The sequence below is a fragment of the Pseudomonas sp. B21-047 genome, from assembly GCF_024748775.1.
GTDB classification, from domain to species: domain Bacteria; phylum Pseudomonadota; class Gammaproteobacteria; order Pseudomonadales; family Pseudomonadaceae; genus Aquipseudomonas; species Aquipseudomonas capeferrum.
The window spans coordinates 5,137,089-5,158,890 of sequence record NZ_CP087169.1 but is presented as its reverse complement, the minus strand read 5'-3'; the positions used below and the strand labels follow the sequence as shown (position 1 = coordinate 5,158,890).

The window sequence follows — 21,802 nt, the reverse complement described above, 5'->3', positions numbered from 1 at the left end:
GTCGGTTGGCGTGGCGTTACTGGGTGGCCCGTTTGACGGCGTCCGCGGCGTCGCGCGCTGTGCGTTTGATGGTTTTCGCCACTGTGCGCACATCGTACGCGCAACTGATGTAGGTGCTGCCTGAATCTACATACAGCCACTGGTCATGGTTGCCGACCTCTTTCTTGTAGTCGCCGATTGGGTCCTTGGGGACGCCGGCCAGCTTGGCCACCGTCTGGATGCTTTCGCCGCTGAATGCGCCGGAGTAGGAGTTGAAATCACCTTCGCCATTGGAGCCTGGGTGCAGTGCAAGCCGGGTGACGGGGCGACCGAAAACGTCCAGCGGGTTCGGCACCGTGTATTCGCCATCGGACAAGTCCGAGGCCTGCACGATGGCTTTGCCCTTGGCTGCTTTAACCAGTGCTTCGAACTCTTCTGGCGAGACGTTGCGTTGGCAGGTCAAGACCTGAGCCAGGCGTGCGTTGGCCTCAGGCTGGTCGACTTGCTCGGCGTACGCCCCAGAGCAGGCGAGCGAAACCAGCAGCGGTACGGCGAGTTGCAGTGCTTTCATGCGGCAGATCCTTCTGGATGACAAAGTGCTATCAATTTAGCCTGTTAGAAAAACGTTTTTTGCATGGCCGCAGTGTGCGCTACGCCTTGCGGCTGGTCAAGCAAACGCCAGTGCATCCTCAGGATTTCACCTTGACGGCAAATGGCCTCAAATTCATACTCGCCATCACGAGCAACATTTTTCTAACAGGCCATTTTGATAATTGACAGGACGTTGAACGCTGGCTGATCGGCATCGCCTCCGCATGCTGCGACGCTTGTCTTGAACATCACCGTTCAGCTGGCCCTTACAAGGAGTTTTCAGGCATGTCCTACCCATTACCGCCACTTGCTGTGGAGCCGGGCCTGAGGGTGGTGGGCGATCGCCGCGCGGCCTTGTGGCTTTTGCTGGTGCCATTGCTGGGGGCACTGCTGGCCTTCGTCATTGCGGTCGCTGCGACCATGATGGGTGAAATGGCTGAAGGCTCGCCACGCTTCTACGCCGCGGCACTGTCGTTCTCGGTGCTTTTGTTTAGCGTGATTCTGCTGCCGGCCTACCTGCTCAGCGTGGGCTGGTACGCCTGGTGGACGCACGGCGCTGACCACCGTCGGCTGCGCCTGGGCCTGTGGCTTGTCCCGCTGGTGGCGCTGCTGTTTGCGTGGTTCCCCGTCACCTTGGTGCCAGGCCTGAAGCCACTTGGCCAGGACACTATCGACCCGCTGCGCATGTACTTGCTGGCAGGCGCACTGACGCTGCTATTGGGCTATGCCTGGTCGCTTATCGTTTTCGTGATCCTGCGGTTCTGGAGAGATGTATGAGCACCCTGATTGTCACCCCGCGCAAATTGCTACCGTTGGTGTTGGCGGTAGTGTCTGCGGCGCTTGCCCCACACGCTTTTGCGGGGTTTGAATTGATTGAAAGCCCAGCCGCGCCGGTGTCTTATGTAACTACGGCGCCCCACGTGGACGACACTGCGCAGATGCAGCAGACGATCAACGCGCTGCGTGTGGAAATCCAGAGCCTGCGGGTTCGTCTGGCAGCTGCAGAGGCCGATGCCAACGGCAGCCGCCAGGAATTGCTGGCCATCAGGGCGGGGCAGGAGCAGGTCCAGGCCTCGATCAACCACATGACGCTCAACTTCGCCTTTGGCCACTCAAGGTTCCGCCCCAACGCCGCCGATGAAGACGTGTTGGTGCGCTCTGCTCATGCCGCGCGGCAGGTGAAGATCTTTGGCTACACCGACAGTGTGGGCACCCTGGAAGCGAATCGCCGCGTTGCCCAGCTTAGAGCGGAAGCGGCGAAGATGTACCTGGTTCGGCGTGGCGTGGAGGCCTCGAAGATCAGTGCCCAAGGCCGGGTGGGGGACTATATTGCGTCCAACGACACAGCCAATGGCCGCGCCGCCAATCGCCGGGTCGAATTCGAGTTCTCGACCACGGCCAATGAAGCCAGGCCGTCCTATGAAGTCAGTGAGGGCCGCGCACCGGTATCAGGCCTGCAGGCGCATGTTATCCAGGAATAACCGTGCCTCGGCAGCTGCCGCGATCGTAGCGTCGGCGGGCGATTCCCAGGCCACCCCGTTGTAACGCAGGCTGTAGCTTTCGCGGCAGGGGTGAAAGCCGATATGGGCCCAGTCGATCCCTTCGCGAGCAGCCCACTCGCCGAGGATTTCAGACCGGGTTTCGCCGGCCGTACGACGTTTTTCGATTTGCCCGACCACGTCTGCAAACAGGCGCAGGTTCTCAAGGTCGATACTGACCGAGGCCGGGCCGATATTCAGTACTCCACCCGGGTTACCGGGGGCAGCTTGAAATGCGCAATGAAACTGATGGCTCATTGATACTTCCTTGAAGTTTGGGCTGCAAACATACACACACTGTTGACAGTAACTTTGACCTTGAAGCCGCTTCAAGTTCAGTCTAGTCGACCCGGTGCAGGGAAGTTGAACATGTATTCACTTGGTGAACTTGAAGCATTCGTGGCGCAGGCCATCAGTGGCAATGTGTTTGCGCAGTCAGGCGGCGGCTTTGTCAGCGTGATGGCCAAGAGCACCCCGGCCATTCAAAAAGACATCCCGGCGGCATTCGAGATGTACACGCTGCTGGAGCATTTTCTGAAGACGTTGCCCATTCGCCATGAGGCGCTGGGCTTCGGTGCACCCACCATCAACCTCGAACCGGGTATCGTGGTGAGTCACGACGGCGGCAAATTGATTGCCTTGTTGCCGATCCAGGCCAACCAGTTGGGCGACGTGGCATTCTGGCTGGCCGATGCGCTGCCCAGCCGAGAGGTCAAGGCCATGCCCGGAACGCTGGCACTGATGTTCACTGTCGAAACCCACGATGCAATAAATCACCTGCTGCCCGAATGGCTGGCCGCTTTCTATGTCCAAGGGGATGCACGGCATTGTGTGCCGATCCTGGCGCTGAAGTCGGTGCTGGAAGACGAACGTTTCGGGGGCGACTGGGTAGCGGTCGCCGTGCACCGGCTGACGGAGTTCGCCTTGCCCCAGGCAGCGGCGGAGCAGGCAGCCGGCGCCGAGATCAAGACCACACGTTAGGCGCTGTCAGCCCTGATCGCGGCACCCATCATCTAGAGTGTGAGGCGTGTGACGCGACGATGCGCCAATGGAAGGAGGTAACGAAATGGACCAAAACTGGGCAGCACGCAAGGGCAACATGAGCCTGGACGGCGGCTACAACGGCTCTGCGCAACAGGCTGAGGCCAACCTCCACGTTGGCCGCGACCAAGGGCGCCGGGAGGGCTTCGAGCAGGGGCGCTCCCGCGGTTATTCACAAGGCTGGGATGCGGGCGCGGCCCACGCCAACCAGAAGCTGGAGCCGCTGCGTGGGCACGTGCGCCAGTACTTCGCAGAAGCGGTACAGCTCAGGGACCATGTGAAGCGTCAGAAGGCGGTAATCGACCTGATGTACGAGCAGTTGTCGCAAGTCGCCAAGGCCAACGAAGCCAACCGCAGCGCAGTGGCCGAGGAGGCCCGCCTGACCAGTGTGGTCGCCGCCCTCAACAGCGCCAATGAGTTGCAGGAACTCACCATCAAGGCGATGGAGAAGCAATTCGAGTCCACGTTTGCGCAATCTGAGCTGAAGACCGAACAGTACCAGCGCACCCTGGTCTTCACGCAGGCGGCACAAGGGCTGCTGGAGGAGCTTGCCGGCGAAGATACGCCTGAGGCCCGGCGTATCCGTGAGCGGTTCGTCGAGCGTTATCAGCAGCAGGTGGCGCTGGGCCTGCGTGAGGGGCACATCCAACGCCCGCCGGAGCAGGATGAAACGTTCCAGAAACAGCTGCCTGAAACACACCAGTTCATCCTGAGCATGCAGGCGGCGGTTGCACCGCGCTCGCAACCGGACGACTCGGACCCAGCGCCCTAGGCGCTGAGCCGGGCAGCCTCGGCTGGCTATTGCGCCGGGGCTTCAGCGGGCGGCAGTGGGGCAGGTGGGGGCGCGTAAGGGGTCTCATGGCCAGGGTTGCCAGGCTCAGCGCCTTGGCCGCCGGAAGGTGGGGCGTCCGGCGGCACGCACACCAACCCCGTTCGCACCTGTGCAGGGTACTGCTGCACCTGATACCCATACGCCGGCGGTTGGCGCATTTCGGGGGCCTGGCAGGTGCCTTCGACGACCCCCTGCTGAGGCGTGGCGAAGTCACAACGTTCACCTTCATAGCGACCGGAACACGACCGGTAGGCGGATACGGGGGTGATCCGCGTCGGTACTGGCACGTAGATGGTGGTGTTGCGCGGTAACTCCTGCCACTGCTCTTCAGCCGGCTCAGGGGCGTTCTGAGCCTGGGCAGCACTCACCAGGGCCAATGCGCTCAACGCCAGGGCGATCGATAGGGTGTTTTTCACAGGCGCCTCCAGGCATTACATGCCAGGTTCGTAGTCCGAACCGCTGGTGCGTGCGGGTGCCGGGTCGCTGTGATCCAGGCCGGCATCCACGTCTACGCCACGTTCTTTCATCTCACTGATCATGTATTCGTAACCGACTGTGAAATGGGCCATGTCGTAGCCAGGGTCAGCCTGTTTGATCTTCGACGTCAGCGAGACGATTTCCAGTTTCACCGGGTCAGGTGTTTCGTCGGTATCCCAGTTACCCGAGTTGTTCTCCAAGTTGTTCAAGTGGAAGGCCTGGCTGAACGCCTTGCCATCCACGGTGATTTCCTGGGCCAGTTTCTGATAGAGGTTCTTGCCACCCAGGCCCTCGTCCAGGCTGGCATCGACCACCCGCAGGAAATCCAGATGGGCCTCTGGCGTGGCGGTGAGTTCTTTCCAGTTGCTGTATTCTTTCATTCCGTTCTCCTTGCTTGGATGTTTATGCCTGCGCCTTCATGGCTCCATTCGGCATTGGCCTGGTGCTGAGCCTGCCGCCGGGGTGGCGGCCCCCATCACGGGGTGTAATCGTTGCCTGACGATGGGCCCGAAGGCTTGCCACGGACCATGTCGACGATCCCTTGGAGCATTTCCTTGAGCCGCTCGGCGATGCGCTGCATGACGTCTTTGAGGCGCTCCAGGTGCGATTGCGCTTCGCCGTCGAAGGCCGGTGTATTGCCGGCGTTGGCATGCATGCTCTGGCTGGACGTTTCGAGCCGGTTCTTGAGCTTGTCGTAATGCGGGCTGCCGTCGGTTTCCGGGTTCAGCAGCTCTTCCTGGGCGCGCCCGTATTGCCGCGCCCAGCCGGTGAGGGCCTTGTCCATGGCTTTTTTGTTGCTCTGGGCCTCGGGCGACCGGCCTACAGCCTCGACGAATGTTTCGTGCAGGTCGGTGAATTCGCCATCGGGCTTCATCTTCTCGATCACTTCGGGCACGGTCAGGCCGGTTTGCTCGGCGCGCGCTTCGATCTGCTGGCGAACCTGGGGCATGTTGTCCGCATTCCAGAAGGCAACATGTGCCTTCTCGTAGTTGCTGGCGGCTTTCTCGACCTGATCGACCCGGTATTCGGAAAGGCGAGGCAAAACCGGCACCCGGCCAGCCGTTTCTTCCGAGAACGCAGGCTCTGCGGCTTCCTGCGCCTTTGAGCCGCCGCGCCAGGCATTGGCCAGCGCGTCCGCACCCTTGCCAAGGCCCTGCATGGCAGCACCCGTCAACGACGCGACGCCACCCACCAGCTCGGCAGTGCCACGCAACAAGGTTTCGGCACCATTGGCCTCGCGCTCCGAGCGTTTGCCAGAGGCAGCGTCATTCTCATGCAAGGAGGCGTTGATCCGCCGCACTTCCTCGGGGTCGAGCGAGTCCATTTTCTTCTTCACATCGCCCGCCACCTGCATCAGCGCATCGAGTGCCACGGGGTCGATCTCGGTGCGGGCAGTTGGCGCCTGGCTGGCGGGGGTATCCCGGCCAGCAGCCGCCCCCTGCGGCGTTGCGTTGGCGTCAGCGGCCTGCAACGCTGCCGCATCGATCGAGCGTGCGCTCCAGGTGGCTTGCGCCGAATGCTCGGCGTTGCCTTGGTAATCCAGCTGCACAGCCTGGCCGCGCTGCACTGCAGCGCCGCGTATGGCTTGCTCAAGCTCGGCGCCCCACAGGGTTTGCTCGCCAGCGGGGGATTTCAAGGTGACGTAGTAGCTTTTTGGTTGTGCAGGGTCGTTGTGAGCGGGCGCCGCGCCATGATGGACCAAGATGCCTGCGTAACTGCGCCCTGGCTCGGCGTGCGGCCCGGCAGCAGAGTGAGCGACGGCCGGTTCAGGCTTCTCGAGTTCTTTGGGTTCCATCTTTGATTACCTTTTCGTGGGCGCCGCGTTATTCAATGGATCTGGACACAGCTCCTTTCTGGGCGCGCTGATGCGCCCAATCGGTCTGTGCCCGTTGACCTGCCAATTTCTGCGACGCGTAAACGGCAAGCAATGCTTCAACTTTTTCTTTCTTGCGATAAATCGCTTCCGACAGGTAATTGCTGACACCTGTCGCCCGGTTGTAGTCGACCCACAGGGCGCGGCTGGAAACGTGCGTGATGCTGTTGTTCCACTCAGCGTCGCTGAACCGCCGGGTCGCTTCAGTCATCATCATTTCCGAAACCGACATGGTGTCGTAGCCACCAATGGGGGCTGTCGGCAAGGCACCATAGCCATCGGCGTCAGACAAGTACATCTCAGGTGTTTTGCCATCTGCTTCGGCGAGTGCGGCATCGGCGTTGGCAGCGGCCACCTGCACGGGTTCGGCCGTGGAGTCGGGGGCGACGCCGCCTGAGGGCACATTGCCGAACAGGATCTGGTGTTGCGCCTTGGTATCCTTGCCCAGGATCGGGTAGTGCTCCGGGTGGCCATCCTGAATGGAATAAGTTTGGCAGAAATAGGGGGCCGGGTCAGTCTTGTAGCCAATGTCGTCCTGGCGATTGAACACGGGCGGTAACTGGGCCGGGTTAAAGGGCCCACGGTGAGCATTTTCGGCAAACGCCTTGGCCCTGGCCGCATCCTTTTGCGCGGTGCCATAGGTGAAGTGCAAATGCTTGGTCATGCTGCTGCTGGGCGTATTGCCCGACAGGCCAAGTTGCTGCCCGGGTTTTACCGTAGCGTAGCGCTTCACGCCATTAGCAAAACCGCTAAGGTGGTAATACGCGACGATATCGCCGTTGTCCCGTTTGATCAGCACTGTGTTGCCCGCCGACCCTCGGCTTCCGGCAAATGCGATGACACCTTCAGTGGTCGCGTACACCGGTTGCGACGCGCCACTGGTAGAGAAGTCGAGGCCATCGTGCATGTGCGCTTTCTTGTTGGCCGAGCCGAAGTTGCCCGAGCCGCCGCCGCGGAATTTGCCGAAACGCCCGGAAACAACTTCCTTGTCGGTCGGCGATACCATGCAAGTGTCGGCAATGGCGCTGTGAGCGTAAACCGCCAGCCCCAAGGCAGCCACGCCTCGCAAGATCGTTCTGTTCATACCTTGCGCTCCGTCACTTAACACTCTGCTTCACGTTTTGCTTGGCGGCATCCGAGGCGGCTTGGCTGGTGCGGGCTTGTGCGCCACCTGCAGTAACTTCCAGCGACACCAGCGAAGCCAGTTGGGCTTCCATGCTTTCGTATTGGCGGTACTGCTTCTCTTGGATGGCCAGGTCCAGCGCCTTGATCTTCAGCAGCTCGACCAGCGCGCCGCGCTCGTTCTGCGCCGCCATCACCCGGGCCCAGCTGTCGTATTCGGCGGTGTTGCCCGAATAGCGTTTGACCTCGTTACGGAAGTGCACCGCCAGCGGCAGGTCGGAGCCTGTCTCCTTGCCCTCTACACCCGAGTAGTCGAGCTGGATGGCCTTGAGGCTGGAGAGTGCAGGCGAGACCAGCGCGTCTTTACGGGCCTTGGACAGGGAATAGTCTTCGGCGGCAGACGATTTGCCGGCCGATGCTGGTACCGGGCCGTCAGGCAGGCCAGCGATGTTGTTGACGAACCCGACCTTGGCCTCGTACAGCGTTTCGCCTTCCATGGCGGGTTCGAACAAGGTAGCCACGGTCAGGTCGGCGCCGGGCATCGACCCGGTCGATTGGCACATGCCCGAATCGGCCTGGTCTTGCGTGCAGAACTTCTGCCGTGCCTTCACCAGTGCTGACTGGGCGCTGATCGGCTCGGCATAGGTGCCCGGTGCGGCGACGATCTCGGCTTTGACCCGTTGGCGAACCTCGGTGGTCATGTCGGCATCGCGGTTGCTCATCAGCGTTCGGGTCGAGTAGACCTTGCACGGCGAGAAGCCTTGGCCGAACTCACCGCCATAGTCGAAGCGGGCCTGCTTGACCCGCTGGGTCTGCGCCAGCACGTTCAGCGCGGTCGCCGTTTGTTGCGCCGCATTGCGCCCTGCCTCGGCAACGGTGTTGGCCGACAGGGCTTTCTGCTTGGTCATTACCGCGATGGCGGAGGTCAGGCGCTGGCTTTGGGTCTCGAGCAACGCCGAAAGGGAGGCGTCGACTGTGGACACCGCCCCGTTGAGCGTCTGGGTAGCCGCCGTGAACGCCGGCGCCACGACGGTTTCCTGATACTGCGGTGGGCAGTAGGCCCAGGCCAGCGTAGAGGTGAGGGCCAGCGATATGCCGAACGACACCTTCCATTTACGCGACTCGCGCGCTTCGTCGAAGTCCTTTTTCATACGCATCTCATTGCACCGCCTGCTTGGCGGTTTCAGACAGCACCTTCTGATAACGCGACTCCAGCGGCGCGTCGAGGCGATCGGACGAGGCGACCACCAGTGTCGCCAGGTTGGCGATCAGCCGTTGGTTCTGCTCGTACTGCTGCTGATGGATCCATACCTCGAGGCCGCCCATCTTGGCGGCCTCCACCAATAGCCCGCGCTGGGTCTGGCGCGCCAGGTTGCCCGACCACTGCTCGGCTTCCTTGCCGCCGAAGTACTGGTTCACACGCAGCTTGAGCACTTCGTTGGGCGACTTGCCGCCGAACTGGGTGCTGCGGGTGTTGGCTGCGTTGATCGTCGACAAGCTGTAGGCCGGCACCGACAACATCGAGTCCTTGCGGTTTTTCTGGACCATGTAGGTTTCACCGGCAGGCGTCGCACCGGCCTCTTTGGCAAGCTTCTCGTCCGGCGGGCCAATCACATGCTGAATGTAGGCAGTACGCGCTTCGGTGGTCAGCGAGTTCTCTTCCGCAGGCTCGAACAGCAGGGCGGCATTGGTATCGCCGCCGGGCAAGGCGCTGAGCGTGCACAGCCCGGCATCCGCCTCTGCGGCGGTACAGAACTTGTCGCGGTGCTCTTTCAGGCGCGCTTGCATCGCCTGGGAGGTTGACGTCACCAGGCGACCCGGGGAGGCGTCGAGTACACCGACTGCCGCCTTGGCCTTGGCGGCCAGGGTGGTGAAGGCCAAGTCCATCGACTTGTTCTTGGCCACCGTACCGCAAGGGTCGAAGCCTTGGCCGGTCGCCGCGTTGAAGTCGAGGTAGGCTTTGGCGACCGCAGTGTTCTGCTGCTGCGCACGAATGGCGTTCACCAGCTGTTCAGACGTTTGCCGGTTGTTGTCCGCCACCACGTTTGCAGACAGCGCTTCCTGCTTGGTGGCAATGGCCACCGCCGAAATGATCTGCTCGAACTTGGTCGTCATCTGCGCACCGAAGCTGGTGCCAAAGGCGGCAATATTGGCGCCCACTGTCGCCGTGTGCGTCGATATCTGCGCTGCGGTCCATGCCTCTGCGGGGCCGAAACCGTACAGCGCACCGTAGGAAACACTGGAGAGCATTGTCGACCCCGCGACAATGCCCGCTAACTTGAGCCGAAAATTCATATCACTGCCCTGTGAGCATTGGCACGCGACGGTCCGTCACTTGCCCTACGAGAGAGTTGGCAGCCATCGCGCTCATCGCCGAGGTGGCGAGCTGCTGCGACTGGGCGGCGTTGCAGGCGGCTGAGGTGCAGTCGATGTGCGCCTCGGCGCGCTGATCGGTGATCATCGCGGTGTAGGCATACGCGGCCGCCTCGCCTTCGGGGGCGAGGGTGTTCTCGCTGAACGGCCCGGCGTAATCCACATCCCAGCCCTGCATGCCGTTGGCGTTGAGCGTGCACATGCCCTGCCTGGCCTCGGACACGGTGCAGTAGGTATCGCGGTGCATGGCCAGGGCCGACTGATCGGCCGTAACCCTGGAGCCCACACGCTGGGAGGCGTAAGTGGCCATCAGCCTTGCCGTGTCCTTGTCACGCTGGGACACGGCCTCCACGAACAGCTTGCCCTGCTCCTGGGCCGTGCATTTGATGGTTACCGGCTGCCCAACGGCAGAATCGAACGATGTCACGGCCTTCATCACCCGGTCGGACATGTCGATGGTGCCTACCGCGTTGGCCAGCTGCTTTTTCGAGTCGCTGTCCACCTGCGAGACGACGTTGGCCGACAGCGCGGTCTGCTTGACCGTCACCGACCAGGCACTCATTTCGCTCTGCATCGTGTTGAAGAACGTCAGCACCGATGCCCAGGTCAGCGCCTGGGCCGGCAACGCCGTGGCCCCGACCGCAAGACCCACCGCCAGAACTGCTGCGATCTTTTTCATCGACAGCCCCTTTTAGTTGAACAGGCCCGCAGCGGAGCTGGACGACCCGCTGTTCGAGTTTGGCGAGGCACTTGGCGTGCTGACGGGGGCCGGTGCTGCGCTGGCAGGCGCCGCTACGCTATTGGTGCTTGCTGGGGCCGTGGTACCCGTGCCGGCACCGGCGCCACCGCCGAAGTCGGTCTGCACGTAGTTGAAGGGGTTCACATCCACGGTGTAGGTGGCTTCGTAGCCTGCCGCGGCGTTGTGGTAGCCGCTGCCCAGCTCTGGGTCGAGCGTGCTCATGCCCTGGCTGACCAGGCCGTTGGTGAGGCCGTTGAGGTCGCCCAGCGAGGTGCCGCTGCTGACCTTGCCAATCGCCTGGTTGATCGGCGTGGTAACCATCGAGGCGACCTGCTGTACCGCCGAACACACCTTTTTCTGCGCGTATTGCAGAACCGCCGCCTGGGCGGAGGCGAGGATGCTGCCCAGGCTCGGGATGGAGCCCGACAGGTCGAACAGGCTGCTAAGGCCACCGAAGCAATCCGCCGTGGCGCTGAACAGCGACTCGACATTGGGTGTGGCCGACGCCAGCTCGGTATGGATCTTCAGCGCATCGCCGATGGAGGCACCAATGGTGCCTTCCTTGGTGCCCTCGGCGCAGTCCTCGGCATCGGCCTTGATGGCATCGGCGACGACCGAATCCTGCTGCGAGATCAGGCTGCTCGACGTCGCGCCCAGGCTGCTGGTTGCCCCGAAAGCCGGCCCGGCCAGCACCAGCCAGGCGCCCAGCACCCCGCCCAGCACCGCGCGCTTGCCCACAGATTTGCCTATCGCCTGTGCGACAGGGTTCAAGCGTCCCTTATACATCTGCGTAACTCCCCATGATCTGTGATATCTCGCGCAGCCGCTCCCCGCAGAAAATCTCGCTGAGCAGGTGCGTCTTGCTGAAGGCATCCAGCCGACGCCGAAACGCCGCCAGGTCCATCGACTGCGCTGAGTCGCTGCCTAACAGCGCGGCCAGCGCCCCGGTGAAAGCTTCATTGCGTTGCGCGACATACCGCACCAGGTACATGCAGCGCGACGAAGTGAGGTGTGCCAGCAGCTCGGCGAATGGCTGCGGAAGCCGATGCAGCACGCGCGCATAGGCCTCCACGAAGGTTTGGATTTCTTGCATCAGCAGCTGGATTTCGAACTGTTGCCCGGGAGCGTCTTCGTCAAAGTCCACGGCCCAGCGGTCCACGCGGTCCATGGCCATCAGAAAATTCAGCAGCTGGACATTGCGCGACGACGCGGCGAAGTGGCCCAAAACGCCGTGTGCCGTGAGATCAAGCTGGTCGATGGGCGGCACGGCCGCATCTGAGGTTCTGTCTTCGTCCATTCCCTGCACTCGCTTAAAGCATACTGAAATACGCTAAAATGCATCCTGTTTCTAATTCTCTATCAAAAAGACTGGCGTATCAACTTTTTGACAAAAGGATGTAGTAGGTCTGAGTGCTGGGTCGCATTGCGCGTTCAGCTGAACGTAAGGCGTTCTGTGGGTCACGCTCTGGCTAGGAAGATGGCGTAGGTATGGAGGCTTGGGATGTCAGAAAAGGAATTGCGGTGCCGGCAGTATTACCAGTTGGTTTATGAAAGGAAGCAGCCTGTACTCGGTAAGGGGAGGGCTCTCGATGAATCCCTGCAGCATTTTCTGGATCAGCGCCCTTCAGGTAAGAATCACTCGGCACTTGACCGCGCGACGGGTTTGGCTTCAGCACCGTTTTGGCGTGATGCGGATGCAGTTGCACACTCCGAACTGGCCAGCTTGGCGCTGAGCCGCCTGCTGCATTTTGATAATGCAGCCAGTGTCGACCTGCTGCTGGAGCTGGCCAGCCATGCGCCAGATACCCTCAGATGGTCAATTCGTTACGCGAAGGTGTTCGAGCGTACTGATTCACCGCTATGGCTTGCGCTTCGTACGGCACTCACGGGGGATGAGTGGCAGGAATTCTTCGGGGTCTGTGACCGTTTGCTCGATCAGCTCAAGCCCTTTGATGAGCTGATCAGCAACGCTGAAAAACAGCTTGAGCATTTGTCCCTGCTGGAATTGCTTTCCTACCTCAGTGTGCTGGCTTATCAAGCGTTCTCCGAAGATGCCCCCGCTGATCGTTCTGGTCAGCAGTGGCAGGTCTACAGCCGCATTATCTTGAACAAACTCAGGGCTTGTTCGGAAGAGGATTTTCGTCTGAACGAGGCGCGGATCGGGCAGTCACTGAAACGGCATCTGTCACCGATCATTTTCCCTGGGGCGTTTACCCCAGACTCAGTGAGGTGCCGTGAAAACCTCAACTCACTGAGCGTAATGATTGCGGCAACGCACGAGCGAATCGACTACGAGGCTTCAATCGACTGGTTCTGCTTCAATCCTGAATGTCGTTACCAGTTAAAGCCGGGTGAGCCCGTTATCTACAATGAGTCGGAGGCGGAGACAGAGCGGTGGCAACGTACCGGGCGCAAGAACGACCTGCTTTGGCACTACTGGATAAACCGTGCCGTGGAGGCATTCAGTACTTCCAGCATAGCCACTGAAATTATCGGCTCGCCCGAGAACCATGAGCTGAACCAGCTGGCCTACATCAAGGCAATACGCAGTGAGCTGCAACTGCAGCAGATCTACGGCCTGGGTGACAAGCTTACGCTCGATGATGGTGCTGAAGTTCAGCTTCACTCTGTGTTGCTGGCGAGTGAGTTGACCTCGGTGTTCTTCCAGAAGCATTTTATCCAGCCCTACCAGTATTACCTTCGCGAGTCCGGCGTGCTCGCCCATGCGCTTGGTCGATTGGCTATGAGCGGCATGCGATCAGGGGAAAACAGATTCCCCCTGACATGGTCCGAAGAGGAAGCAAAAGTCCGCAGGATCAAAGGCTGGACGGTCAGCAAGGAATACCCGCAAGGCAGCGCCGATTCCGCCAAGGCAATTCTCAGGTTCTGGACTAGCGACCTCAAAGCGCTTGCACAGCAGTTGAAACAGCATCCTGGGAAGCCTGTGCCACGCCTGGCTGAGCAACCCTTCTACAAAGTTGGCCGCTTCAGTTTTCAGTTTCCTTGGGTGGTCTCGGAGCAGAACAACGTGACCGCCGCCATCAATAATTTGCGACGCGTGAACGCCCGCAGAGCCGATGCACAGGCAGAAACCCAGCGTGTAGAGCTGGCGCTGGCCGAGAGCCTACGGCGACGAGGCTTTGCCGTAGAGGTGGGCTATCGGCCTCCCGTGACAGAAGAAGACGATGCCGGTGAAGTGGACTTGATCTGCCATCAGGATGGTGTGTTGCTGCTCATCGAGGTCAAGTCGGGTTATATCCGTTCAACCCGGCATGAGGTTTGGCTGCATCGCACCAACACCTTGCGCAAAGCCGCTTGGCAACTACAGCGTAAGCGGATTGCGGTGGCTAAGGCGTTGGTGGCTGATCTAGGTCTGCGTACCAGGCTGGGCTATGACGCGCAGCATCCCGAGGTGGATCTGCGGGCCTGGATCGTTGATACGTCCATTGAACTCGATGGGCAGGCAGTCGATGGGTTCAGAGTGGTATCACGTGAGGCGCTGGAAGTCATTTTGCGCGACGAGAAGCAGCTTCTTAAACCGTTGGATCAGCTTGATGAAAGTGGTCGCGATTCATTGTTCCCTGAGGGGTTTACGGCGGATCGATTTGTGGCTGTTGTCGAGTCTGATGAGCTGTGGCGGGGTTTCTGCTAGCGCTTGGGCAGTCATGACCTTTGTACTCACTGCCCTATATAAACGCCCTGTCTACCAGACCTTCAATCGTCGTATTTCGGGCTAAAAACGCTGCATCGTTCGGCATTTGGGGAATGCCGAACAACCCCAAAACTGCTGCCCTGCCTTCGCCCCTGATTTGGCGGTCCGAACCAGCAGCGCATTGCCACATTTAGGGCATTGCCGCTCGGCTGTCGGGTCGCTGCGGCGTTTCAGGTTTTGCACATGCTCGCGGTGGGTAGCGCGGGTAGGGGCACGGCGGCCGGTTTGCAGGGTTTGCAGCATGGCGTTCACATCGGCCTCGGTGAAAACCGGCTGATTAAACGATTTGATGTAGCGAATGAACTTGCTGCCTTGGGTAACGTTTGCAGGCATCTGCGTTTTGAACGTGCTGTCACCGACGAAGGTGATCACCGAGTGCAGGTGCTCGGCATTCACGCCCAAGGTCGTTTCCAGTGCTTTGAGGTGCTTGTAGTTCTGCCGCAGCGGGTTCTGGAATTTGAAGGTGCGCTTGTAGAGCTTCTGCGTCCACTGGGGCTGCTTTTCGCTGCCGAAGATCCAGCCGTTCATATTCTTCGTTTCCAGCACGAAAATACCGTACACCGAGACGAAAACGTGGTCGATCTGGGTGGTGCCGTCCGGGGTGTCCAGGGTGATGTTGTGCAGGCGGCGATAGGTTTGCTCGTTCAGGTACAGGTAGGCGAAGTAGCGTACAAGCAGCTCGCCGAGGTAGCCCTTTACACCTGGAGACTTGAGTGCGAAAAGCAAGATGACGAGGGGGATGAACCAGCTCAGGGGGATCCAGTGCTGGGCGATGATGGGTGTGAAGTCCATTTCTTACCTTCCAAAAATATGGGTGACAGCGGCTATTCCAAACCGCTGTACGAACAGCCGTTGACCTAAAGGCTGGCTTTTACTTGAGCGATTGCTTCCCCGAGACGTTCGGTGAAGCCCGACTCACCTTGATGGCTCATTACCAGGCGATCGACTGCGCGCGTCATCGCCACGTATAGCAAACGCATCTCGTCAGCTTCATCTTCGCCCTTGGCTGGCATTTCATGCAGGCGCGGGATCATCACAAAACCAAACTCCAGCCCTTTGCTGGAGTGCATGCTGACGATTTTTACCGAAGGGTGGGCGTAAAGCTTTGTGCGCTGAGAGCTCACACGTGCGGTGGTGTAGGGGATACCTGCCGCCTTTAGCGCCTCTTCAACCCAGAAGGCCTGCTCGGTATGCCGGTAAATGACCGCCATGTCGTCCCAGGCTCTGCCGTTTTCATGTTCTGCCCTCAGCCTAGTAACCAGGCATTGCGCCTCTTGTGCAGGCCCAGCAAGGCTTAGAAGCTGTGGCATCTCACCCCGGCGACCTGCACTTTGGGGTGCAAGCACAGGTACATGGTCGTCTTCGGCGTCGCGTGCGCTTAGCAACTCCTTGGAGAATGCATGGGCAACCGACAGCACTTCCAGCGTGTTGCGATAACTGATACGCAGCACCGTGGTACGGCCAGAAGCCTTGATGCCTACGCTGGCAAAACTAAACGCCAATTTTGTGCTCGACGCCTTGCCGCGATAGATCGCTTGGGCGTCGTCATACAGTACCAATAGGTCCTCGCGCTCACGATCCACCTGATGGACGACTAAGCGGAACCACTCGGGTTTGAAGTCATGCCCTTCATCAATCAGGATGGCACCGTACTGTTCGGGCGCGAGGGCGCCGCTTTCCATTTGCCGAAGCACCTCTTCTTCCAGTGCTTGAATAAACTTCGCCCCTTTCATTTCGGGGATGGCGAGTTTTGCTTGGGTCAGCAAACTGTGGCACCAGGCGTGAAAGCCTACGACGGTTACCTTGTGCTCCTGGCGGTGCTGTTGCAGCACCTGGTTCAAACGCGCGGCAAGTGTTTTGTTGAAGCACAAGACCAGCACCGGTTTAGTGGCTGCGCGAGCCAGGTACAAGCAGCGATAGACCAGGATCATGGTTTTACCGCTACCTGCCACACCGTGGATCACCCGATGGCCATCGCCCATTGAGCGCGCCAACTGCTCTTGCTGAAGGTCCATCACTTTCAGCAGGCAGGGAAGGGGCGCGTCTTGTTCACTGAACAACCCGAACTGGGCGGGGGCAGGGCTCAAGCGGATTTCGGGGAAAAGGTGATAGCGCACTCGGTCGATCTGTTCTGGTACAAGATGCACGGGAAACTGATGGACCAGCATCTTGCAAACTTGCTGTTCGAATACGCTGCTGTCGGCGGTTTCGTACATCTCGTCCTTGCAGATGACCCGCGTGCCCTCCATCGCGGCACCAAGCTGTCTTGCCTCGAACTCTTTGCGAGTGATTTCGGTGAGCACCACCCCCCAGCTGTACGGCATGATCAGCTTGCCGGGCCGGTAAGCCTCAGCACCTTGGGTCAGCGCGCTGTCTTTCTCCAATGCCTGAACCGTTTCAAAGGCATTCTTGCGGGCCTGCGCCAGGGGATTGATAACGGTTTTTTCCTGACCATCATCATATTTCTTCACATCGCTGGCCGTTATCGAGATCAGCGAAGTCGTTTTCCAGTCTTTGACTTCGAGCACCAATAGCCCGATTTTCGGGTGCAACAGGACAAAGTCAGGTTGCAGACCTTTTGGGCCTACTGGCACGTTGAACCAGCATAGCCAGTCGTTTGAGAGCTTTTTCTCGAGTCGCTCCGCCAGGCGTTTTTCGCCGGGAGCGTCGAAGCGACAGGCACTGAGTGCCGGGAAGAGTTGGGCCATATCCTTATCGTCCATATCCAAAAACGCCGTGCACAGTAGGATTTAATGCTGCGAGGTGCAAATCCAAAAGGAGGAGGGGCGTTTTGGGGCAGCGGCGCTGCAGGATTCACTGACTGCGATGGTGGACCGTGAGGGGAGGGCTGCGGGGTAAGCGTTAAGCCAAGGCGGCTTGAATTGTTTTCACCAAATATCAGGTGATAGGGCCGGGGTGATCTGAATTAAGACAGTAACATGTTGATTAGTCGTGGGAATTCCGGTTCGTGTTTTAATCTGGAATACCGATTGGAATACTATGAAAATAATTCTTAGCCTGCCGATAACTAGTTCAGTCTCCCACTGTAGGGCGCCCTTGGTCCAATCGCGGTTACTGAGCTAAACGACTACGGGATAGCATGCATCACCCCGCAATGTGTCCGGGTTATCTAGCGTCAGCAGAATGATGGCCGGAACCAGCTTGCCGATCAGGTTGGCGCAGTCGTGCAGTTGATCTTGATTGACGCTGCTGTTCCAAGTGCCACGCCATGCATGATGTGCGTCTTAAAACTTTACAGTTCAATGGGCTAATTGCCGCTGGCGCTAGAAACCGTCTGGCCAAGGCACTCAAACCTGCTCCAATTGTTTACCTGTATGATACAGACAACATGGACGGGGTCTGTCATTTTGCTTAGGGTATGGCCATTCGATATTGTCCGCAGGCGGCTGGCGTGAAGCGTGGTGGGTTCCTGGCACATCCCGAAGTAGAGACGTTCGTTGCGTTGCATGCCGCCAGCTTGCCAGCTCTCACCGCCATGCTGGGCTTCAGGCCAGCAAGCTAGACCCAGGCGGTTTGATGGTTGATGTAGGTCGATGCTCCTTGAGCCGGCGTGGTGCTTCAACTCGGTATGCCTGCTCTTAGCAGAAAATGACAATGGGCACGGTCGCTCGAACAAAATTATAGGAGCAAGGATTTTGGCGGTAGATCTGAAGGATGACGCAACTCTCAAGGCAGCCTGCGAAGCGGTGTTGGTTCACCATCGTGAATTGCCTTGGTATCAAAACTGGCTGACTAATCTGTCGAAGTTTCTTCGGATGGTGCAAGACACCAGTCAGGCCGAGTTTTGTAGCCCTGCGTTTCAGGAGCAGCTCTGGGAGAGTGAGGTGATCACTACGACGGGTATGGGTACCGTCAATGTGTCCGAAGTAATCACCAATCCCGATGTTGCCAAACTCCTTTGGGGTGTCCGCACTTCGCTTGAAACTGTCGACGCTCCTCTACGTGGGCAGGCTCTCAAGAAAAGCTGGCACGATTTAAATCAGCTAGTCGCCCCACCTCTTGTCCAGCGTAATCCTCGGCTAAAAAAATATCGTCTATTCGCTGCGCTGTTCCCTACGGAACTGACCACGATTGCCCACTACCCGAAATTGCGAACACTGGCGTCATTGTTAGGTGTGGGAGGAGAGCGTGATCTTTCTCTGCATCAGCTTGTGCTTTTGCGCCTGGAGGAAGTATTGGGTGAGCGAGTCGAGGGACTGAGCACGCCGGCTCTGGAGCGCATGACCCTGCCTTGGTTGCTCTACATGAAATACATACAGGAGCAAGAAGCCGAAGCGACAGAAATCGCTGATCCGAGTACAGGCGAGGAGCGCCTGAACCCTTTGCCCGCTGAACGTCGCCGCCGCGGCATGCTGGCCATCGGAGGTGGGGTTGCGACAGTAAGAGCCATCATCGAGTTTGCCAAAGAGGGGTGCAAACGAGAGGACTTGCTTGAGCACATGCGCTCAATCAACCCAAGTCACGCCACGTCGACCATCCGAACCCAACTCAATTCGCTGATTGCTGAATGGGGTGTACTGCGCGCCCATGGCGATGAGATCAACCTGACTCCGCGAGGTGAAGGGTTGTTGGAAACAGGCGAGCCTGATGAGGTATCGGACTGGTTGCTCACGCGCGTGCTTGGGTTCGATCATATGCTCTATGCATTGCGCAGCGGCCCGATCGCTGTCAGTACGATGAATGAAACTTTGAGGAAGGTTAATTCAGGGTGGACGAGTGATCGAGCGCTGACCAGCCTGACGTTTTGGCTACGTTCCCTGCAATTGGTCGAAACCAGAGCGGATAAGCTGTTGCACCTGACCGAGCTCGGCAAAACTTGGGCAGCGCAAATTTACTGGGAACCTGAATCGCTCCCGCCGGAGGCTGGGGTTGTTTCAGCCAGTGTAATGCCATCCGCTAGTGGGACGACGCCATTCGAGCGGCCCTCGTTGAAAACCATCCAGCACAGTTTTCCCGAAACTATCTCTTTCCCTATTGGACTGGTTGCACGCTTGGACGCCGGACTTTGGAGCCATCCACGTCGTCACTTCGCTGTGCTCACGGGGCTTAGCGGTGCCGGTAAAACAGTATTGGCGAGAGGATATGCGCTTGCGCTGCACGAAGGGCAAACCAACCCTTCGGAGGGATTGCTCACCGTCCCGGTCCAGCCAGGCTGGCATGACCCTTCCTGCTTGCTGGGTTACGTTAATCCGCTGGATAGCGAAAGCTATGTGCGCACGGCCTTTATCGATTTCCTGCTCAAAGCAAATGCTGACACTGAGCGCCCCTACACGGTCGTGCTGGATGAAATGAACCTGTCCCACCCTGAGCAGTATTTGGCGCCACTGCTTTCCGCAATGGAAACAGGTGGCCACATTGAGCTTCACGCCCAGGAAAATGATATCAACGGTGTACCAGCGACCATCACATACCCGAGCAATCTGGTGATTATTGGCACTGTGAATATGGATGAAACAACGCATGGCCTGAGCGACAAGGTACTTGATCGGGCGGCGGTCATTGAGTTCTGGGACATTGACGTCGACGCGTTCCCGGGATGGAAGACCAGTGTGTTGTCTGAGGTACAGATCACCAAGGTGCGTGACACGCTCAGAGGGCTAGTCAAAGCGTTGCGCCCTGCACGCCTTCACTTTGGCTGGCGCACCATTCACGATGTCATTGGCTACGTTGAGCAGGCTGAGCGCGGCGGTGTGATTGACTTCGACGAAGCGCTGGACCAAGCCGTCTACGCTAAAGTCCTTCCTAAACTGCGTGGCGAAGACACGCCTCGGGTACAGGCAGCTTTCGCAGACAGCCGAACTCTGCTGCGGGATATGAAGCTGGAGGATTCGGCAACCAAAGTTGCCGAATTGCAGGATGACTTACGTTCTCTCGGTTCCGCCCGGTTCTGGCGCTGAGAAATGTCGATTATCCGATGCATCGACAATCAAGGCTGCTCGTTCGAGGTCGCTCCTGAAACGCTGGTTTCTGGGTTTATGGAGCGTGGTACCTATTATTTCGAGATTATCCCCGAGGCGCGTTTTTTTGTTGATGATGAGCCGTTGAAGATCTTACGCCATGAGGCATTCGATGCGTGGCGATGGGAGCCGGGTTTCTACGCAGGAAGAGTCGTCGCTGAGTTGGTCGATGCCAGTGGCAAGGTCACCGCAACCTATCACTTAGATGTAGCGCCAGACCAGAACAAGCTCGGCGAGGTTTCGTTTGCCGCAATGCTCGACGAACTCCTTGCCTTCGACACACGTTTGCTATTGGGAGGCGAATACGCGCAATTGGAGCTCGGTCGTGAGGGCCGAGCCAGCAACCCGCATCTCGAATATGCTCGTTTGAAGCGTTATGGTCCGGTTTTTTTGTCGGCCCTCGTCGAGGTTTTGCGAAAACCTCTGACAAGGTTGCACCGACAGCGCACTTTACGGCCAGCGCACCAGTTACGTCGTATTGATCAACAGACTCTGCGTCGGGCCTTGCAAGACCCTGCAGCGACGGCGTTGCTCTACAATCTCGAGCGAGCCAGTGCCAATGGCGATGTGCCGCACTTTGATGTGCCGACAGTGTTCGAGGACCTGGATAACCCGGCCAACCAAGCGCTGGCTGTTGTCCTTGGGGAAGTTCTACGACGCAGTCGTCACGTCATTACTGCCTTGCAAAAGATAGTTGATGGGGAGAGGGACACCGGGGCCCGATCCGCGTTGGCGCCTCGGCTTGGTCGGCGGATTGAATTCCTCGAAGGCCTGCACTGTGACTTACGAAAAATTCAACGTAGGGAACCGTTCCGCTCTCTGCGTCAGCCTCGAATTTCGGCAGCCGGGCTCAACGCGATTTCCGCTCACCCTGCTTACGCTCGGGCTTATCGTCACGGTTGGTATGTGCTGCGCCCTGGTATCGACGGCAGTAGAGATGGAGAGCGTTTGTGGATAAGCCCGACATGGGAAATTTACGAGCGTTGGTGCTACCTCCAAGTTGTGAGGTTGGTGAAGTCGATCTATCCCGGTCTGCAATGGCGAGCTTCTTGGCACGGCGCAAGCCTGGATCACATACGATTTACGGGGCGAGATATCGATACGCAGGCCGAGGTACTTCTACAGCTACGTTGCCCAGCGTTCGACCAGCCAGCTAACAACGGCTTTTCAAGCATTTCCGGTGAGCGCAAGCCCGACATCGTCGTAACCGTGGAAAGCTCAGTGGAGAGCTTGTTCATTGTAATGGACGCCAAGTACCGAGTAGCGCGCGAATGGGTGTTGGATGGCATGGAGTCTGCGCATTTGTACCGGGATTGCCTGCGCTGGAAGGGGAAAAAACCGGATGTATCTATACTGCTAGTGCCTCGTGCTGGAGGTGCGCCTATGTTGGAGACGGCGGCTTATCAGAAAGCCAATGGTGTTGGCGTCGCAGTGCTTAGCGTTGAACAGAACGGATTGCAGGCGGTGCTAAAACCCTTTGTAAGGGGCTGCCCGGATTCAGCATCTTCAGAGCTTCCTATAGCAGCCACTCTTTAGCTCTAGGCCTG

Annotated in this window: 20 protein-coding genes; 7 read left to right on the top strand and 13 right to left on the bottom strand. The window is 58.9% G+C overall.

The genetic code is table 11. The features are described from left to right. Positions 1–16 precede the first annotated feature (16 nt). On the bottom strand, positions 17–550 hold the full coding sequence (locus tag LOY26_RS23335) for a hypothetical protein (RefSeq protein ID WP_258714162.1): 534 nt from the start codon (positions 548–550) through the stop codon (positions 17–19). 305 nt (positions 551–855) lie between these two features. Between LOY26_RS23335 and LOY26_RS23330 the strand changes: the two genes are divergently transcribed. Together LOY26_RS23330 and LOY26_RS23325 are read left to right on the top strand one after the other, a co-directional pair. Further along, positions 856–1,347: a hypothetical protein gene (locus tag LOY26_RS23330; protein ID WP_095063818.1), complete on the top strand. Its 492-nt coding sequence runs from the start codon at positions 856–858 to the stop codon at positions 1,345–1,347. Continuing rightward, positions 1,344–2,051: an OmpA family protein gene (locus LOY26_RS23325; RefSeq protein ID WP_258714161.1), complete on the top strand. Its 708-nt coding sequence runs from the start codon at positions 1,344–1,346 to the stop codon at positions 2,049–2,051. The genes LOY26_RS23330 and LOY26_RS23325 overlap by 4 nt, the downstream gene beginning before the upstream one ends. Here the strand turns inward: LOY26_RS23325 and LOY26_RS23320 are convergent. Beyond that, positions 2,019–2,366, bottom strand: a complete 348-nt coding sequence (locus LOY26_RS23320) for a hypothetical protein (protein WP_095063816.1) — start codon at positions 2,364–2,366, stop codon at positions 2,019–2,021. The two genes, LOY26_RS23325 and LOY26_RS23320, sit on opposite strands and share 33 nt — an antisense overlap. Positions 2,367–2,477: 111 nt before the next feature. On the opposite strand from LOY26_RS23320, the gene LOY26_RS23315 reads away from it, so the two are divergent. Together LOY26_RS23315 and LOY26_RS23310 are read left to right on the top strand one after the other, a co-directional pair. Then, positions 2,478–3,089, top strand: coding sequence for a hypothetical protein (locus tag LOY26_RS23315; RefSeq protein ID WP_258714160.1), 612 nt, complete (start codon positions 2,478–2,480; stop codon positions 3,087–3,089). An 85-nt stretch (positions 3,090–3,174) separates the two neighbouring features. Next, positions 3,175–3,921: a hypothetical protein gene (locus LOY26_RS23310; protein ID WP_258714159.1), complete on the top strand. Its 747-nt coding sequence runs from the start codon at positions 3,175–3,177 to the stop codon at positions 3,919–3,921. Between the two features lie 26 nt (positions 3,922–3,947). On the opposite strand, the gene LOY26_RS23305 is transcribed toward LOY26_RS23310, so the two are convergent. The 9 genes from LOY26_RS23305 to LOY26_RS23265 form a co-directional block, all read right to left on the bottom strand. Then, on the bottom strand, positions 3,948–4,397 hold the full coding sequence (locus LOY26_RS23305; protein ID WP_095063813.1) for a hypothetical protein: 450 nt from the start codon (positions 4,395–4,397) through the stop codon (positions 3,948–3,950). A 15-nt stretch (positions 4,398–4,412) separates the two neighbouring features. Further along, the gene (locus tag LOY26_RS23300) at positions 4,413–4,838 is read right to left on the bottom strand and encodes a hypothetical protein (RefSeq protein WP_095063812.1); all 426 of its coding nucleotides are present in this window, start codon (positions 4,836–4,838) and stop codon (positions 4,413–4,415) included. A gap of 95 nt (positions 4,839–4,933) precedes the next feature. Then, the gene (locus LOY26_RS23295) at positions 4,934–6,253 is read right to left on the bottom strand and encodes a hypothetical protein (RefSeq protein WP_258714158.1); all 1,320 of its coding nucleotides are present in this window, start codon (positions 6,251–6,253) and stop codon (positions 4,934–4,936) included. A gap of 28 nt (positions 6,254–6,281) precedes the next feature. Then, positions 6,282–7,415 (bottom strand): M23 family metallopeptidase, encoded by a 1,134-nt coding sequence (locus tag LOY26_RS23290; RefSeq protein ID WP_186652614.1) that lies wholly within the window; start codon positions 7,413–7,415, stop codon positions 6,282–6,284. A 13-nt stretch (positions 7,416–7,428) separates the two neighbouring features. Beyond that, positions 7,429–8,604: a hypothetical protein gene (locus LOY26_RS23285; RefSeq protein ID WP_186652613.1), complete on the bottom strand. Its 1,176-nt coding sequence runs from the start codon at positions 8,602–8,604 to the stop codon at positions 7,429–7,431. 7 nt (positions 8,605–8,611) lie between these two features. Continuing rightward, the gene (locus tag LOY26_RS23280; protein WP_227696460.1) at positions 8,612–9,703 is read right to left on the bottom strand and encodes a hypothetical protein; all 1,092 of its coding nucleotides are present in this window, start codon (positions 9,701–9,703) and stop codon (positions 8,612–8,614) included. Positions 9,704–9,749: 46 nt separating this feature from the next. Next, a complete protein-coding gene (locus LOY26_RS23275; protein ID WP_095063807.1) occupies positions 9,750–10,505 on the bottom strand; it encodes a hypothetical protein in 756 nt (251 codons plus the stop codon). 12 nt (positions 10,506–10,517) lie between these two features. Next, positions 10,518–11,351, bottom strand: coding sequence for a hypothetical protein (locus tag LOY26_RS23270; protein ID WP_095063806.1), 834 nt, complete (start codon positions 11,349–11,351; stop codon positions 10,518–10,520). Next, positions 11,344–11,862, bottom strand: coding sequence for a type IV secretion protein IcmW (locus LOY26_RS23265; protein WP_095063805.1), 519 nt, complete (start codon positions 11,860–11,862; stop codon positions 11,344–11,346). Before LOY26_RS23265 ends, LOY26_RS23270 begins: the two co-directional genes overlap by 8 nt. Before the next feature lie 204 nt (positions 11,863–12,066). Here LOY26_RS23265 and LOY26_RS23260 point away from each other — a divergent pair, with 204 nt between their 5' ends. Further along, positions 12,067–14,217: a YraN family protein gene (locus LOY26_RS23260; protein ID WP_258714157.1), complete on the top strand. Its 2,151-nt coding sequence runs from the start codon at positions 12,067–12,069 to the stop codon at positions 14,215–14,217. Positions 14,218–14,298: 81 nt separating this feature from the next. On the opposite strand, the gene LOY26_RS23255 is transcribed toward LOY26_RS23260, so the two are convergent. Both LOY26_RS23255 and LOY26_RS23250 read right to left on the bottom strand, forming a co-directional pair. Continuing rightward, entirely contained in the window at positions 14,299–15,069 is a 771-nt protein-coding gene (locus LOY26_RS23255) for a nuclease-related domain-containing protein (RefSeq protein WP_258714156.1), read from the bottom strand. A 65-nt stretch (positions 15,070–15,134) separates the two neighbouring features. Further along, positions 15,135–16,985, bottom strand: a complete 1,851-nt coding sequence (locus LOY26_RS23250; RefSeq protein WP_258714155.1) for a 3'-5' exonuclease — start codon at positions 16,983–16,985, stop codon at positions 15,135–15,137. Between the two features lie 948 nt (positions 16,986–17,933). On the opposite strand from LOY26_RS23250, the gene LOY26_RS23245 reads away from it, so the two are divergent. Both LOY26_RS23245 and LOY26_RS23240 read left to right on the top strand, forming a co-directional pair. Next, on the top strand, positions 17,934–20,195 hold the full coding sequence (locus tag LOY26_RS23245; protein WP_258714154.1) for an McrB family protein: 2,262 nt from the start codon (positions 17,934–17,936) through the stop codon (positions 20,193–20,195). A 3-nt stretch (positions 20,196–20,198) separates the two neighbouring features. Further along, positions 20,199–21,791 (top strand): restriction endonuclease-like protein, encoded by a 1,593-nt coding sequence (locus LOY26_RS23240; protein ID WP_258714153.1) that lies wholly within the window; start codon positions 20,199–20,201, stop codon positions 21,789–21,791. Positions 21,792–21,802 lie beyond the last annotated feature (11 nt).